We start from the raw sequence: 15206 nt of genomic DNA on the forward strand, positions 1-15206 counted from the left end.
GCGTTCTGACGGCCGCCACTCGGTTCCGCGTCGTCGGGTTCAGCGCCTGCGGAAAGCACACGCTCAACGTGATTCCGGTGATGGCCGGAGTCCTGCTCGGCGCCCTGACCAAACCGCTCGGCCTCGACGACCCCGGCGTCGTCTGGGCGATCATGTTCGGCACCTGTCTGGCACCGATCGCCGGACCCTTCAGAGTTCTGTGGGGTCTGTTGGCGGGATTCCTGCACGTCTCCGTCGCCCAGGTCGCGGGGGGCGCTGACGATAGGACTGAATCTGTATGGCAACGGTTTCGCGGCCGGCATGGTCGCCGCGGTCGTCACCCCGGTCGCGCTAGTCTTCAGCAAACGCCACGCCACCGATCGGCCGGACGACCCCGTCGCGGTGCCGATGGCCGAGCGTCGGTCCGGCGAGATCTCGCGTCTGCCTCAGGCGCGGTAGCCAGAAGGCTTTGCGGCACCACCCCCCGAAAACGCTTATGCCGTATTCCGTTACCCGAATCGGGTAACGGAATACGGCACAAGCGATACGACGCGGCTAGCGAGTCGCTACTTGACGAGGTTCTCGTTCGTCAGCTTCTCGATGCCGGAGTCGGCCTTCTCGACGAGCGAGGCCGGGGGCTCGAAGTGGCTGCCGTACTTCGACGCCAGATCGCGAGCGCGGTCGACGAAGCCCTTCAGGCCGCCCTCGTACTGGTTGATGTACTGGACGACACCGCCGGTCCAGGCCGGGAATCCGATGCCGAAGATCGAACCGATGTTGGCGTCCTCGACGGAGGTGAGCACACCCTCGTCGAAGCACTTCACGGTCTCGAGCGCCTCGGCGAAGAGCATGCGCTCCTTCATGTCCTCGAGCGGGATCTCGGCGGTGCCCGAGCCGAAGTTCTCGCGCACGCCCGGCCAGATCAGGCTGCGCTTGCCGTCCGCGTAGTCGTAGAAGCCGGCGTTGTCCTTCTTGCCCGTCCGACCCAGCTCGACCATCTTGTCGATGACCGCGTACGAACCGTGCTGCGGCGGCTCCTGGCCGGCCGCACGGATGGCCGCTTCGGTCTCCTTGCGGATCTTCTGCGGCAGGGTCAGAGTCAGCTCGTCCATCAGCTGCAGCGGCGGAGCCGGGTATCCGGCCTGGCTGCCGGCCTGCTCGATGAACGCCGGCTCGACGCCCTCACCGACGGCGGCGACGGCCTCGTTGATGAAGGTGCCGATGACGCGCGAGGTGAAGAAGCCGCGGCTGTCGTTCACGACGATCGGCGTCTTGCGGATCTGCAGCGTGTAGTCGATGACCTTCGCCAGCACGGCGTCCGAGGTCTTGGCACCCTTGATGATCTCCACCAGCGGCATCTTGTCGACCGGCGAGAAGAAGTGGATGCCGATGAAGTCCTCGGCCCGCTTGACGCCCTCGGCCAGGATGGTGATCGGCAGGGTCGAGGTGTTCGAGCCGAGCACGGCGTCCGGCTCGACGATGTCCTCGATCTCCTGGAACACCTTGTTCTTGACCTCGACCGACTCGAATGCGGCCTCGATCACCAGGTCCACGCCCTTGAAGTCGGCGGGGTCGACGGTCGGGGTGATCCGGGCGAGCAGAGCGTCGCTCTTCTCCTGCGTGGTCTTGCCGCGCGAGAGGGCCTTCTCCTCGAGCTTCTCCGAGTACGCCTTGCCGCGCTTGGCAGCGTCGAGGTCGATGTCCTTCAGGACGACCTCGATGCCGGCCTTGGCCGACACGTATGCGATTGCGGCGCCCATCATGCCCGCGCCGATGACACCGACCTTCTTGGCCTGGTACTTGTCGTAGCCCTCCGGGCGCGAGCCGCCGCCGTTGATGTGCTGGAGGTCGAAGAAGAACGCCTTGATCATGTTCTGCGCGACCTGACCGGTCACGAGCGACACGAAGTAGCGGGTCTCCACCTGGTCGGCGGTGTCGACGTCGACGTACGCGCCTTCGATGGCCGCGGCCAGGATGGCGCGCGGTGCGGGCATGTTGGTGCCCTTGATCTGCTTGCGCAGGAGTGCCGGGAAGGCGGGCAGGTTCGCCGCGACGGCCGGGTTGGTCGGCGCGCCACCGGGCATCTTGTAGCCCTTGACGTCGAACGGCTGCTGCGCCTCCGGGTTGGCGGCGATCCAGGCCTTGGCGGCGGGGATCAGCTCGTCGATCGAGCCGACGACCTCGTTGACCAGACCGATCTCCTTGGCCTTGGCCGGCTTCAGGCGCGGGCCCTGGAGGAGGACGCCCATGAGCGCCTGCTGGAAGCCGAGAAGACGGACGGTGCGGACCACGCCGCCGCCACCGGGGAGCAGGCCGAGGGTGACCTCGGGCAGACCCAGCTGGTTGCCCTTGACGTCGGCTGCGATGCGGTAGTGGCAGTGCAGTGCGATCTCCAGGCCACCGCCGAGCGCGGCGCCGTTGATGGCGGCGACGACCGGCTTGCCGAGGGTCTCCAGACGACGCAGCACGGCCTTCATGCCGTTGGTGCGGTTGGTGATCTCGGTGGCGATCTCCTCCTTGGACTTGTCACCGCGGCCCGCGGTCATGTCCTTGAGGTCGCCGCCCGCGAAGAAGGTCTTCTTCGCCGAGGTCAGCACGACACCGGCGATGTCGTCCTTCTCCGCCTCGAGGCGATCGACGGTGGCCGACATCGAGCTGATGTAGGTCTCGTTCATCGTGTTGGCGCCCTGGTTGGGGTCATCCATGGTGAGGATGACGACGCCGTCGGCGTCCTTCTCCCACGTGATCATGTTGTCAGTCATGAGATTAAGTCTTTTCCTTCTAGTCCGGGGCGATCAGAGGCGCTCGATGACGGTTGCGACGCCCATGCCGCCGCCGATGCAGAGGGTGGCCAGGCCGTAGCGGCCGCCGGTGCGCTCGAGCTCGTCGACGACGGTGCCCAGAATCATCGCGCCGGTGGCGCCGAGCGGGTGGCCGAGAGCGATGGCGCCACCGTGGATGTTGACCTTCTCGTGCGGGATCTTGAGGTCCTTCATCCACTTCATGACGACCGAGGCGAAGGCCTCGTTCAGCTCGAAGACGTCGATGTCGTCGACGGTCAGGCCGGCGCGCTTCAGCGCGAGCTCGGTCGACGGGGTCGGGCCGGTGAGCATGATCGAGGGCTCCGAGCCGATCTCGCCGTACGAGACGATGCGAGCGCGCGGGGTCAGGCCGTTGCGCTTGCCCGCCTCTTCGGAGCCGACCAGGACCAGGCCCGAACCGTCGACGATGCCGGAGCTGTTGCCACCGGTGTGAACGTGGTTGACCTGCTCGACGTTCGGGTACTTCTGCATGACGACGTCGTCGAAGCCCGCCATGGCCGCGAGGCCCGCGAATGCGGGCTTCAGCTTGCCGAGGCTCTCGGCGGTGGTGCCGGGGCGACGGTGCTCGTCGTTGTCGAGCAGGGTGACACCGTTGATGTCCTTGACCGGGATGATCGACTTCGAGAAGTAGCCCTTGTCCCAGGCCTCGGCGGCGCGGCGCTGCGACTCGGCGGCGTACGCGTCGACGTCCTCACGCGAGAAGCCCTCGATGGTGGCGATCAGGTCGGCGCCGATGCCCTGCGGGGCGATGTAGTTGTCGTACGCGGTGGCCGGGTCCATGAAGAGCGCTCCGCCGTCGCTGCCCATCGGCACGCGCGACATCGACTCGACGCCGCCGGCCAGCACCAGGTCGTCGAATCCCGACTTGACCTTGGCCGCGGCCAGGTTCACGGCCTCCAGACCCGAAGCACAGAAACGGTTGATCTGCGTGCCCGGGACGGTCTCGCCGAGGCCCGAGGTGAGAGCCGCGGTACGTGCGATGACCGCGCCCTGCTCGCCGACCGGCGACACGACACCGAGGACGACGTCGTTGATGTCCTTCGGGTCGAGGTCGCTGTGGCGCGCCAGCAGTCCGTCGATCAGTCCGGAGACCAGGTCGATCGGCTTGACGCTGTGCAGCGAGCCGCCGCGCTGCTTGCCACGGGGCGTACGGACCGCCTCGTAGATGAATGCTTCGTCGGACACAGGTGTTCCTTTCACACGAACCGAGAGTGGTTACCTTCGTAGGCTAACCCTCAATAACGTTTTTGACCATACCTGGTGGTCAAGTCGTTCATATTCAGCCATCAATCGGCTATGGTCGGTTCATCATGACAACCACCAAGGCGACGCGGCGCCCGCGGTCGACAGACCGCCGCAGGCAGCTCATCGAAGCAGCGACCGTGCTGTTCGCCGAGCGTGGATACCCGCATGTGTCGGTCGCCGACATCGCCCGCCGGGCCGGTGTGAGCGCCCCCACTGTGTACCGGCACTTCGCCGACAAGCAGGCGCTGCTGCTGGCCGCCGTGCAGACTCGCGTCGACGAGCTCGAGGTCAGCACCGACGGCGCCGGGCTCGACAGCGACCCCGAGCCATCCGATGCACTAGCCACCAGCGTCACCGCCCTGAGCATCTCGAACCCGCACGCCACCTCGCTGTGGCGGTGGTCGGGCCAGCATCTGAGCGCCGACGAGAACGCCGATGTGGTGCGCCGGACGCGCACGGTGCTGCGGCAGTGGGCCGCCGCGATCCGCGCCGACCGCCCCGAGCTCACCGAGCGGGAGTCGATGTACCTGGCAGGCGCGGTCCTCAGCGTCGCCGGCAGCGGCGCCGGTCGGGCCGTGCGCGGGAGCGCGGGGGACGTCGAAGACCTTCTCCTCGGTCTCGTTCGGCGCACCATCGCGCTCTCGCCCAGCGAGGCGGCATCCCCGCACGACTCGGTCGGCCTGGGCGACGACCTGCCGACGCGGCGCGACGAGATCCTCGACGCGGCCGCCCGGCTGTTCGCCGATCAGGGTTTCGCAGGCACCGGGATGGACGAGATCGGGGCGGCCGTCGGCATCACCGGACCCAGCGTCTACAAGCACTTCCCATCCAAGCTGGCGATCCTGGTCGGCATCAGCCGGCGCAGCGCGATGCGGCTGGAGGCCGGTGCGATGGCGGCGTACGCGATCACCGCCGACCCGGCCGGACGATTGAATGCACTCGTCGACAGCTACGTCGATGCGGTGACCTCCACCCCCGACCTGCTCGTCGGATTCACCAGTGCATATGTGCTGGCCGGAGAGCCGCAGGCGGCGGAACTGCTGGCGGTCCAGCGGCGCTACGTGGCACGCTGGATCCAGTTGCTCACCGAGATCGACCCGGATCGGTCCGCGGAGTCGGCTGTCCTCGCCGTGCACGCCGCCCTGGCGATCGTCAACGACGCGGTCCGGCTGCCCCGCAGCACACCGCGTCCCGAGTTCGCCGCCCGAATGGCCTATCTGATGAAAGGTGTGATGGGTGTCTGACGTTCCGCTCGAGTACTCGCGCGACGAGCTGATCGCCGCGCTGCAACTCGATCCGGCGTACGCCCGACGATTCTGGAACGCCTTCGGTTTCGCGCAGGGAGCCGATGGAGACGGCCAGCGCTTCTCGAAGGCCGATCTCGCCGCCCTCAGCGTGTTCGCGGGCAACGACCAGGCCATGGACTCCACCGCCCAGTTGGCCGCCGCACGCGCGATCGGGCAGGCGACGGCCCGGCTCGCGCAGTGGCAGGCGGAGGAGATCACCCGTCTGGCCGCCGACCCGAACGTCGAGGCCACGACGGAGCAGATGGTCGAAGCCCTCGCGCGAGTGCAGGACATGGTGTGGCGCAGGCATCTCGCGGCCGGACTGACCGACGCGGGCCGCGACAGCGAGCACACCGAGGTGGTCGTCGGATTCGCCGACATCGTCGGATACACCTCGATGTCGCGTCGACTCGGGATGACTGAGCTCGAGAGCCTGCTGGAGACCTTCGAATCCGCCGCGCACGCGATCATCACCGGTCACGGCGGACAGATCATCAAGACGATCGGCGACGCGGTGATGTTCACCGTCTCGGATCCGACTGCCGCCGCGGAGATCGCGATCGACCTGCACGGACTGACGGCCGACGGCGAACTGCCGAGCCTGCGGATCGGGATGGCGCGCGGCGACGTCCTGATGCGGATGGGCGACGCATTCGGCGAGCCGGTCAACATCGCGGCCCGGCTGGCGAGTTCCGCACGGTCGACCACCACCCTGATCGACGACGACCTCGCCTCGGCGCTGCGCGACCTGGAACCGCTGCACGTGTCCCCGATCTCCTCTCTGTCGGTGCGCGGATATCGGAAGCTGCGCGCATTCAAGCTGGTGCGCGATCGGAACTGGAAGCGCTGAGCGCCGCCCGATCTCCGCGACATTAGGCTGATGGCATGAGGACGCACCGATCCCTGTCGCGCCGCAGCGCCGTCGCGGCGCTCACCGCGTTCCTCGCCGCGAGTGCACTGTCCGGCTGCTCCGACGCCTCCGCGGACAGATCCATCACCGTCTCCGCACCGCAGTCGCTGCAAGCCGTCCTCGCCACCATCGCGACCACCTTCGAGCAGCAGCATCCCGGTGCCCGGGTGACCATCGCGCGGTCGGGCACCACTCCCGCCGACGTCGTCGCCACCGACGACGAGGCGGCCATGGACCGGCTGGGCGAGCGCGTCATCGATCCCCGCCGCTTCGCGTCGAACTCGCTGATCATCGTGACCCCGCTCGGGAATCCCGGGCAGCTGCGCGGATTCGCCGATCTCGCGCGGCCAGGTCTACGGGTCGCCACCTGCGCGGTCCGACTGCCGTGCGGCTCGGCCGTGGCTCGCCTCGAGAAGATCACCGGGGTCGGACTGTCCGATCCCATTCACGTCGACTCCGGCGAGGCCGCCGTCTCGGCAGTCGCGTCCGGGCGCGCCGACGCGGCGCTCGCCTACCAGACGCAGACGCGTCGTGGTCTGGGCGTGACCGTCGACGTGGTCGACGATCCGGTATTCGCGAAGGTGATCAACCGCTACCCGATCGCGGTGAGCCGTACCAGCGACGACAACGCCACCGCCGAGGATTTCGTGAAGACCGTGATCGGGCCCATCGGCGGCGCCGCACTGGCGACGGCGGGCTTCGGACCGCCGTCCGGGTAGCAGGGCGCGGTCAGGCCGTGTACGACAGCGCGTCGAGCGGATCGGCGTAGATCGCGTCGAGCGCCACCGCACCCGCCGCCTTCTGCTGCACGGTGATCGCCGACCGCGCGACGCGGACGTCGCGCTTGGTGATGACCGTGGTCGCACGGAGTGCCTTGCTGACCGCGGGCAGCGCCTCGGGATAGTCGGTGAACGCCTGCCCGCCCAGGATCACGTGGTCCGGGTTGAAGATGTCGGAGATCAATGCCACCGTCCGGCCCAGCACCTCGCCGCGCTCGATGAGGATCTCGTTCGCGACGGTGTCGCCCGTGCGAGCGAGAGTCCGCAGTTCGTCGACGGAGTCGACCTCGAGTCCGGCGGTCTGCGCCGCGTAGACCACGCCCGAATCACTGACCGTCTGTTCGAGGCGTCCGGTGCGATCCGGGTCCAGGAGCTTGGTGGCTCCGGTCGGGAAATGCCCGATCGTCGGCGGGCCGGCCGCCGGAGTGTGGACGGTGCCGTCGACGCTGAAGGCGATGCCGACCATCTCGCGGGCGTAGAAGTAGAGGAAGTTCTGGCTCTGGTCGGCCGGGTTCACCACCTGTTCGGCGGCGGCCATCGCCTCGACGTGTGAGGCGACCGACACCGGGAGACCCAGTGCCTCCGCGACGAGACGCCCGACGGGCACGCCCTCCCAACCCAGTCGCGGATGGTCGACGTATCCGCCGTCGGCCACGCGACCACCGATCGCGACGCCGGCCCACAGCAGCCGCTTGCCGACCCAGCGGTCGGCGAAGCGTCGCGCGCTGGCACCGATCTGGGCGACGACCTCTTCCGGATCGTCGGCCTGCGGCGTCGGGATGGCGATCGCGCCGGCGACGCGGTGCTCGAGGTCGTGGGTGGTGATCGAGGTGACCTTGTAGCCGATGTGGATGCCGACGGCGAGGAAGCCGTCGGTGTTCACCTCGAACGGCACGCGCGGACGTCCGACGGCGCCGGGTGGCGTGAGGTCGGCCCGCTCGCGGATCAGACCGGCCTTGAGCAGCGCGCTGACCTGACGATTGACGGTGGAGATGGACAGCCCGGTGAGAGCGGCGGCGTCGTCGCGGAACACCGGTCCCGACACCCGCGCGGTGCGCAGCACCAGGGCGGCGGCCTTGGTCGAGAGCTGGAGTTTCGCGGTGGTCACGTGTGCGGCGGCGGGCTTGGCCGCGGGCTTCGCCGCCGAGGGGCGTCGGGTGACCGGGCGGACGACGACGCCGACCGGAGCGGCGTTCGACAGAATCGGGCGATCGAGTGCAGAAGTCATTTCTGGTGAGGGTCCTGTTGCCTGGGCGGGACCGACAGAGGGGTCACGCCGCGAATGGATCCCGCGCGGACAGCGCGAGGCGGAGCTGGGTCAACGCATTCGGCGACAACAAAGGACCCGAGCCAGCGGCAGACGGCACCCCAGAGCGGTGGTCACGTAGGTGACCTCCGGGACGGCGAAGAGCTGACTGGTCATGATCGCCAAAAGTAGCAAGCACCCACGCGGCGTGCAAGTGAGGTGGGCCGTCTAAGTTGAGAATGTGACGACCGACTCCGACGTCGCGACGCGGAGCACGGCGATGCCGACCCGGCCCACGCACTCGGGCCATGACCCTGCAGCGAGGAATCAGTGGGAGTTCTCTACATCGTCCGGCACGGCCAGGCACCTGCGCACGCGTACGGCCCGGACGCCGACACCGTCGGCGGCCCCGGCTTGACCGAGCTCGGCTTCGCCCAGGCGCGGGCGACCGGCGAGGCCCTGGCCGCGCAGGTCCCGCAGTTCGACGCGATGTTCTGCGGGGATCTGCCCCGGCAGCAGGCGACGATGGCCGGGATCCTGGAGGCGTTTCCCGACGCCGGTGCACCCACGATCGATCCCGACTGGAACGAGTACACGACCCCCGCACTGCCCGAGGCCGACGACATCTATCGCGGCGGCGGCAAGCCCTTCCAGGACGCCATCACCCGGGCGCTGCACGAGTGGGTGGACGGCGCCGACACCGGCCCCGAGACGTACGCGGCGTACGCTGCGCGCACCCGGGCCGCCGCCGATCGTGCCGCGGCCGCGGCCGGATCGGGCAAGACCGTACTCGTGGTGTCGTCGGCCGGATCGATCACCCAGCTGGTCGCCCAGCTCTGGGACGTCCCCGGACGGTCGTGGCCGCAGATGTCACGGACCTTCGTCAACACGTCCGTCACCAAGGTGCTGGCGGGCGGGCGCGGTATGACGCTGGTGTCCTTGAACGCCCACGACCACGTCTCCGCGCTCGGTTCAGAGCTGATGTCGTACCGGTAGCGAACCCTTCGGGAACGGACGCTCAGCCGGCGGACGCGGCCAACGCCCGCAGTCCGGCGGCGACGAACGCGCCGGTGGCCTCGGCCGCGCGCTCCGCCCCGGCAGCGCCCGACGAACCGCCGGCCAGCGCCCGATGCGTGATGCCTTCGGCGATCACACCGAGTTTGAGATTCGCCAAGCCCAGGTAGAAGGGCCAGTCGCCCAAGTCCGCACCGGTCGCCTCGACGTAGCGCTGCGCCAGACCGTCCGCGTCCGGATATCGATCGCTGGTCCAGGCGGCGTCGAACCCGAGCACCGACGAGAACACCGGTTCGCGGTACACGCACATCAGCGCGATGTCCGCGATCGGGTCACCGAGCGCAGCCATCTCCCAATCCACCACCGCGGCAACGGTGCCCGGATCGTTCGGCGCCAGGATCGTGTTGTCGATACGGAAGTCGCCGTGCACGATCGCGTTGCGCGCCTGCGACGGCACACGCTCGGTCAACGCCGAGGCGAGACGATCGACGTCGTCCAGCTCGCGCGTCTTGACGATGCCCCACTGGCGAGCCCACAGCTTCACCTGCCTCGCGGCGAACCCGTCCGGCCTGCCGAAGTCGCCGAGGCCCACCGCCTCATAGTCCACCGCATGGAGGTCGGCCAGCGTGCGCACCAATGCGTCCGCGCTCGCCGTGACCTCGGCATCGCTCAGTTCGGCCAGGTCCTCGACGGACCGGATCACCCGGCCGTCGACGAATTCGACGACCGTGCACGGCGCGCCGATGAACTCGCCGTCGCGATCGATCGCCACGGTCGGCGGCACTGGGACACCGGTCTGCACGAGTGCGGAGGTCACGTTCCATTCGCGGTTCATGTCGTGCGCCGACGGTGTCAGCCCGCCCATCGGCGGCCGCCGCACCACCCAGTGACTGCGGTCGTCGCGGACATCGAAGGTCAGATTCGCCCCCCCGCCGCTGATCAGGTCGATCCGCAGTTCACCGGCGACGTCGATTTCATTGGCCGCCAACAGTTTCCGCAGATCGTCGCCGCTCAGTCCGGGATGGGATGCCACGTGCTTCTCCTGGCCGTCGTTCTCGGTCACTGTGCCTCGCGCGCCTTGCGCGCACGTCCGACGGCACGCTTGGCGATGGCCCAGCGATGCACTTCGCTGGGGCCGTCGTAGATGCGGAACGGACGCAGTTCGGCCGCGAGGCGGGCGAGCGGGAGGTCCTCGGAGACGCCGAGTCCGCCGCACATCTGCATCGCGCGGTCGGCGACCCGCGAGAACGCCTCGGCGCCGAACGTCTTCGCGATCGACGTCGAGTCGGACGCGTGCTCTCCCAGGTCGAGTTCGTAGCAGGCCCGAACCAGCAGTGCCCGCGCCGCGGCCAGGTCGATCTCGTTGTCGGCGATCATCTGCTGCATCATGCCCAGGTCGGCGAGGCGGCCGCCGAAGCCCTCACGCTGCTCCACGTAGTCGACCGCGATCCGGTGGGCGCGCACCGCGCTGCCCATCCACCGCATCACGTGCGTCATTCGCGCCGGGCCGAGTCGCACCTGCGCGTAGCGGTAGCCCTCGTGCGGGGCGCCGAGGACGTCCTCGTCGGGGACGAAGACATCGGTGAAGCTGACCTCGCAGTGCCCACCGATCATCGACTTGTCGGTGGTGTGGATGTGCCGGTCGACGCTGATGCCCGCGGTCTCGGCCGGCGCCAGGAACATGGTGGCACCGCCTCGATCGCCGCGCTGCCCGACCGTCCGCGCCATGATGATGAAGAACGCGGCACCGTCGGCGCCGGTGATGAATCGCTTGAGTCCGTTGATCTTCCAGCCGCCGTCGACCTTCTCGGCCGTCGTCGACAGCGCATTCGGATCGGCGCCGGCGCCGGGCGAGGGCTCGGTCATCGCGAACGCGCTGCGCACCGCGCCCGTGGCCAGCGGAGCGAGGTACTTCTGCTTCTGCTCCGCCGTCGCGATGTGCGCCAGCATGTGGATGTTGCCCTCGTCCGGGGCACCGATGTGCAGTGCGACGGGCCCGAACGTCGACGCGCCGGCCGCCTCGAACACCGGCGCACGGTCGGACATGTTCAGTCCCAGGCCGCCGAACTCGATCGGAGCGTGGGGAGCGAACACTCCTGCGGCCTTGGCCTTGTCGTTGAGTTCACGGCGGAGCTCGTCACCACCGGCTGCGGTGATGTCGCCCGCGAAGCGGATCTCGATCGGCAGCACTTCGTCGGCGATGAATGCCGACGTGCGTTCGACGAGATCGCGCACCTGCGCGCTGTATGCGAGATCGACAGCCATCTGACCCTCCGGGTTCGAACCGAACGAGCGCTCGGTCAGGGTTAGGGTGCCACGACTCCGACCTGACCGTCAAGCACTCGCGCCCGCGACGACGTCCGCGGTCAGCGTGGCACGAAGCCGACGATCGACCGAGCGAATCGAAGGTTCTGCGCGATCAGATCGTCGGCGCTCATCGGGCCGTCCACGCGGTACCAGGTCGAGACCCCGACGCACATCGTCGCGACGGCACGTGCGGCTCCCTTCGGCGCGTCCGTGGTGAACGAACCCCCGGCCACCCCGGCGTCCACGACATCATCGACCATCCGCTGCTGCCGGATGCGATGCCCGATGTAGACGGGGTGATAGTCGGCGTCGAGGCTGCGGATCTCGGTGGACCCGACGAATGCCTGCTCGCGCCGGTACATATGGAATCGCAGCAGCGATTCGACCACCGCGTCGAACCGGTCGACGGGATCGTCCCCGGCGGCCGCAAGGGCCTCCTCCGAGCGCCGGAGAAGATCGGACATCGTCAGCTCGAGGAGCCCCTGGAGCAGCGACTGCTTGGACGGATAGTGGTGGTACAGACCGGGAACCGAGAGCCCGGCGCGCGCCGCGATGTCGCGGACCGACGTGCCGTGGTAACCGTGCTCGACGAAGGCGTCGAGAGCCGCGGCCAACGGCGCCGGGAGATCGGGTTCACCGTAGTCGCGCCAGTTCGTCATGCACTCAACTTAGCCGGGCGGCCGGCGAATCCGCGGCCCGACTCTCGGGAAGAAGCATCTGCACGCAGATGTCGACGAGCGCGGTCCGGTCCAGATCGATCAGCCCCTCCGTCCACGACGCGAGCAGCCTGCCGAGTCCCCCGACCTGGAAGTGCGCGGCCGCCAGCGTCTGCTGACCACCGCTGACGTTCGCCACCTCCGGTGCGCTCTGGAACGTGAGATCGGTGAAGACCTGCAGCATCTCGGTCCGCTTGACGGCGAGCACCGGACTCCTCAGCGTGTCGGAGAAGATCACCCTCCCCTTCCGCGGGTCGCCCTGGATCACGTCGACGATCGCCTCGACGGCGCCGACCACCTTCCCGCGCGCGCTCGACCCCGCGTTGAAACCGGCCAGGGCGCGCTCGGCGATCTCCCCGATGATCATGTCGAACGTCGCGCCGACCAGGACGTCCGCATTCTCGAAGCTCTCGTAGAAGTAGCGCGGCGTCAACGACGCGCGAGCGCAGATGCCGCGGACGGTGACCGCTCCGGGTTCCGGCTCGGCGAGCATGTCGAGGGCCGCGTCGATCAGCGCGGTCCGCCGCCGGGCGATGCGCGCGCCGCCCGATTCGCCGCCGTAATCGCGCAGTTCGCCAGTCGAGTCCGCGGAGTCAGTCACAACTGACATCTTGACACCTCGCCCGCTCCGGGCGTTGAATCAAAGAGGAAACACTTGTTATCAGTTAACCGGAGACGGGGAGTCCGACATGACCGCAGAAGCACTTGATCCTTCAGTCGCAGAACGACATTCGCGACGGGACGAGCTGGACGGTCAGACGGTCGACGACCTCGGAATGCTCGGACTGGCACTTCTGGGCGGCCCCGCGAACGTCATCATGCAGCTCGCCGTCCCCGCCGTCGGATACGGCGTCTACGAGAGCAAGGTCGAGTCGGGCAACCTCTTCAAGGTCCCCGCCAAACGGACGCGGACCACGCTCAGCTATCTGGCGGTCGCCGCCATGGGCAGCGCGGAGGATCGCCGCAGGTACCGCCAGGCCGTGAACCGCGCACATGTGCAGGTGCGGTCCGGCGACGACAGCCCGGTGAAGTACAACGCCTTCGACCCGAAACTGCAGCTGTGGGTCGCCGCCTGTCTGTACCGCGGATGGGAGGACACGCAGCGGTTCTTCGGCGATCCGTCGGCGATCACCGAGGAGGCGTACCGGCAGGGCGCGGTCATGGGCACCACGCTGCAGATGCCGCCGGAGATGTGGCCCGCCACGCGCGCCGACTTCGAGGTCTATTGGAACGAGACCGTCGACGACCTCGAGATCGACGACACCATCCGCGACTACCTGATGAAGATCGTGCGCATGGACTTCCTCCCGCGGCCGGTCTCGCTGACCATGGGCTGGTGGTCGGAGGCGATGACGCTCGGCTTCCTGCCGCCGGAGTTCCGCGACAAGATGGGCGTCACCATGACGCGGCGTCAGGAGTTCCTGTTCAACACCCACAACGCGATCGCGCGCCGCGTCCTCCGCGTCCTGCCACGCCAGTTGCGAGTGTTCCCGTTCAATCTCCTGCTCGCCGACGTCCGGTGGCGGATGCGGACCGGCCGCCCGCTGGTCTGAGTGACCGGTCCGGTGCCGACGTCAGAGTCGCTTGAGCGCCGTCCGATCCAGATCGGCGACGTCGCGATGGCCTGACAGCCCCAGGGTCAGGTCGAGCTCGCCGATGATGTTCGCGACCGCGTCGCGCGCGCCGTCGGTGCCGTCGAGGGCGAGTCCGTACATGTGCGGCCGGCCGATGCAGACCGCGTCGGCGCCCAGCGCGAGACCCTTGAACACGTCCGAACCGGTGTAGAAACCGGAGTCCACCAGGATCTTCGCCTGCCCGTCGACGGCGTCCACCACGTCGACCAGCGCATCCGCCGACGAGATGGACCCGTCCACCTGACGACCGCCGTGATTCGACACGATGAGGCCGTCGACGCCCTGATCGACGGCCTGGCGGGCGTCGTCGGGGTGGAGGATGCCCTTGAGCACGATCGGCAGGGACGTCCGGTCGCGCAGGGTGGCGATGTCGTCCCAGTTCAGCGACGGTCGCGAGTAGATGTCGAGGAAGGTCTGCACCGCGGCGCGCGGTTCAGGCGCGGTCAGGTTGGCGCGGAAGTCGCCGGGCACGTTCCGGGCGATCGAGATCAACGTCTTGACGGCGCCCAGCGAGATGTCCGGCTTCTCGGCAGTCGCGGACTTGATCCGTTCGGCAACGATCTCCCAGAACGACGGATCGGACGTGTACTGCGAAATGCCCTCGGCACGCGCGAACGGCAGGGACCCCAGGTTGAGGTCCTGCGGGCGCCAGCCCAACATCGTGGTGTCGAGTGTGACGACGAGCGCCGCGGCACCCATCCGCTCCGCGCGGTCGATGAGGCTCGTCACCAGCCGATCGTCGGTGGACCAGTACAGCTGGAACCAGCGCGGCGCGCCCGGCTTGACCGTCTCCATCGCCGCCGCGACGTCCTCCATCGGCGCACAGCCCTGATTGGAGAAGATGTACGGAACACCGAGCTGGGCTGCGGCCTCGCCGATGTGCACGTCAGCGTTCGGATGCGCCAGGGCGCCCGCGCCGACCGGCGAGAACAGGATCGGCGCGTCGAGCTTCTGCCCGAAGAGTTCGATCTCCAGATTCCGCTGGGAGGTGTCGCGGAGCATTCGCGGGACGATCGCCCACCGGTCCAGCGCGGCACGGTTGGCCTCCATCGTGCGCCCCTCGCCGGCTCCGCCCGCGATGTACGCCCACCCGCGGCGGCTCATCACCGCCTTCGCGCGGCGCTCGAGCTCCGCGAAATCAGCTGGGACGGTGGGCTTCCGCCCATGAACCCCTGCCGTGTAGATGTCGTTCTGCCGAGCCCTGCCGAAGCCGATCGAAACCATGCGCCCATTGTGTCCCACAGGTCGGACATCTCCCAGTGCCGGAG

14 protein-coding genes and 1 pseudogene are annotated in these 15206 nt (G+C 68.4%); 7 read left to right on the forward strand and 8 right to left on the reverse strand.

All coding sequences use genetic code 11. The features are described from left to right. Positions 1-5: 5 nt before the first annotated feature. A pseudogene (locus SCNU_RS21135) lies at positions 6-233 on the forward strand (DUF1576 domain-containing protein); the annotation flags it as partial. A gap of 67 nt (positions 234-300) precedes the next feature. Further along, on the forward strand, positions 301-438 hold the full coding sequence (locus tag SCNU_RS20615) for a hypothetical protein (protein WP_009679533.1): 138 nt from the start codon (positions 301-303) through the stop codon (positions 436-438). A gap of 107 nt (positions 439-545) precedes the next feature. On the opposite strand, the gene SCNU_RS11450 is transcribed toward SCNU_RS20615, so the two are convergent. Continuing rightward, a complete protein-coding gene (locus SCNU_RS11450; RefSeq protein WP_009679534.1) occupies positions 546-2741 on the reverse strand; it encodes a 3-hydroxyacyl-CoA dehydrogenase NAD-binding domain-containing protein in 2196 nt (731 codons plus the stop codon). 33 nt (positions 2742-2774) lie between these two features. Beyond that, entirely contained in the window at positions 2775-3986 is a 1212-nt protein-coding gene (locus tag SCNU_RS11455) for an acetyl-CoA C-acetyltransferase (RefSeq protein ID WP_009679535.1), read from the reverse strand. 125 nt (positions 3987-4111) lie between these two features. Between SCNU_RS11455 and SCNU_RS11460 the strand changes: the two genes are divergently transcribed. Genes SCNU_RS11460 through SCNU_RS11470 form a run of 3 tightly spaced genes read left to right on the forward strand, consistent with a single transcriptional unit; the run spans position 4112 to position 6961 of the window. Then, positions 4112-5290, forward strand: a complete 1179-nt coding sequence (locus SCNU_RS11460) for a TetR/AcrR family transcriptional regulator (protein WP_009679536.1) — start codon at positions 4112-4114, stop codon at positions 5288-5290. Further along, the gene (locus tag SCNU_RS11465) at positions 5283-6182 is read left to right on the forward strand and encodes an adenylate/guanylate cyclase domain-containing protein (protein WP_009679537.1); all 900 of its coding nucleotides are present in this window, start codon (positions 5283-5285) and stop codon (positions 6180-6182) included. Before SCNU_RS11460 ends, SCNU_RS11465 begins: the two co-directional genes overlap by 8 nt. A 35-nt stretch (positions 6183-6217) precedes the next feature. Beyond that, positions 6218-6961, forward strand: a complete 744-nt coding sequence (locus SCNU_RS11470; RefSeq protein WP_009679538.1) for a substrate-binding domain-containing protein — start codon at positions 6218-6220, stop codon at positions 6959-6961. 10 nt (positions 6962-6971) lie between these two features. Here SCNU_RS11470 and SCNU_RS11475 read toward each other — a convergent pair whose 3' ends face one another. Then, a complete protein-coding gene (locus SCNU_RS11475) occupies positions 6972-8249 on the reverse strand; it encodes an ROK family transcriptional regulator (RefSeq protein WP_009679539.1) in 1278 nt (425 codons plus the stop codon). Between the two features lie 348 nt (positions 8250-8597). Here SCNU_RS11475 and SCNU_RS11480 point away from each other — a divergent pair, with 348 nt between their 5' ends. Next, positions 8598-9263: a histidine phosphatase family protein gene (locus SCNU_RS11480; RefSeq protein ID WP_009679540.1), complete on the forward strand. Its 666-nt coding sequence runs from the start codon at positions 8598-8600 to the stop codon at positions 9261-9263. 22 nt (positions 9264-9285) lie between these two features. Here the strand turns inward: SCNU_RS11480 and SCNU_RS11485 are convergent, their stop codons facing one another. From SCNU_RS11485 to SCNU_RS11500, 4 genes are all read right to left on the reverse strand, one after another. After that, positions 9286-10344 carry a phosphotransferase family protein gene (locus tag SCNU_RS11485; RefSeq protein ID WP_009679541.1) on the reverse strand — a complete coding sequence of 353 codons (1059 nt, stop codon included), beginning with the start codon at positions 10342-10344 and terminating at the stop codon, positions 9286-9288. After that, entirely contained in the window at positions 10341-11546 is a 1206-nt protein-coding gene (locus SCNU_RS11490) for an acyl-CoA dehydrogenase family protein (protein WP_009679542.1), read from the reverse strand. The genes SCNU_RS11485 and SCNU_RS11490 overlap by 4 nt, the downstream gene beginning before the upstream one ends. Positions 11547-11647: 101 nt before the next feature. Next, positions 11648-12247 carry a TetR/AcrR family transcriptional regulator gene (locus tag SCNU_RS11495; RefSeq protein ID WP_009679543.1) on the reverse strand — a complete coding sequence of 200 codons (600 nt, stop codon included), beginning with the start codon at positions 12245-12247 and terminating at the stop codon, positions 11648-11650. Between the two features lie 4 nt (positions 12248-12251). Next, positions 12252-12914, reverse strand: coding sequence for a TetR/AcrR family transcriptional regulator (locus tag SCNU_RS11500; RefSeq protein WP_040518261.1), 663 nt, complete (start codon positions 12912-12914; stop codon positions 12252-12254). A 79-nt stretch (positions 12915-12993) separates the two neighbouring features. Here SCNU_RS11500 and SCNU_RS11505 point away from each other — a divergent pair, with 79 nt between their 5' ends. Beyond that, positions 12994-13857 (forward strand): oxygenase MpaB family protein, encoded by an 864-nt coding sequence (locus SCNU_RS11505; RefSeq protein ID WP_009679545.1) that lies wholly within the window; start codon positions 12994-12996, stop codon positions 13855-13857. Positions 13858-13878: 21 nt separating this feature from the next. On the opposite strand, the gene SCNU_RS11510 is transcribed toward SCNU_RS11505, so the two are convergent. Beyond that, positions 13879-15162, reverse strand: coding sequence for an alpha-hydroxy-acid oxidizing protein (locus SCNU_RS11510; protein ID WP_009679546.1), 1284 nt, complete (start codon positions 15160-15162; stop codon positions 13879-13881). Positions 15163-15206: the final 44 nt, after the last annotated feature.

The organism is Gordonia neofelifaecis NRRL B-59395 (assembly GCF_000192435.1).
Lineage (GTDB): Bacteria > Actinomycetota > Actinomycetes > Mycobacteriales > Mycobacteriaceae > Gordonia > Gordonia neofelifaecis.

Excerpts from the sequence above, each read along its gene's own strand:
- SCNU_RS20615 (WP_009679533.1), top strand. The coding sequence starts at position 301 with ATGGTCGCCGCGGTCGTCACCCCGGTCGCGCTAGTCTTCAGCAAACGC.
- SCNU_RS11450 (WP_009679534.1), bottom strand. The coding sequence starts at position 2,741 with ATGACTGACAACATGATCACGTGGGAGAAGGACGCCGACGGCGTCGTC.
- SCNU_RS11460 (WP_009679536.1), top strand. The coding sequence starts at position 4,112 with ATGACAACCACCAAGGCGACGCGGCGCCCGCGGTCGACAGACCGCCGC.
- SCNU_RS11470 (WP_009679538.1), top strand. The coding sequence starts at position 6,218 with ATGAGGACGCACCGATCCCTGTCGCGCCGCAGCGCCGTCGCGGCGCTC.
- SCNU_RS11475 (WP_009679539.1), bottom strand. The coding sequence starts at position 8,249 with ATGACTTCTGCACTCGATCGCCCGATTCTGTCGAACGCCGCTCCGGTC.
- SCNU_RS11490 (WP_009679542.1), bottom strand. The coding sequence starts at position 11,546 with ATGGCTGTCGATCTCGCATACAGCGCGCAGGTGCGCGATCTCGTCGAA.
- SCNU_RS11495 (WP_009679543.1), bottom strand. The coding sequence starts at position 12,247 with ATGACGAACTGGCGCGACTACGGTGAACCCGATCTCCCGGCGCCGTTG.
- SCNU_RS11500 (WP_040518261.1), bottom strand. The coding sequence starts at position 12,914 with ATGTCAGTTGTGACTGACTCCGCGGACTCGACTGGCGAACTGCGCGAT.
- SCNU_RS11505 (WP_009679545.1), top strand. The coding sequence starts at position 12,994 with ATGACCGCAGAAGCACTTGATCCTTCAGTCGCAGAACGACATTCGCGA.
- SCNU_RS11510 (WP_009679546.1), bottom strand. The coding sequence starts at position 15,162 with ATGGTTTCGATCGGCTTCGGCAGGGCTCGGCAGAACGACATCTACACG.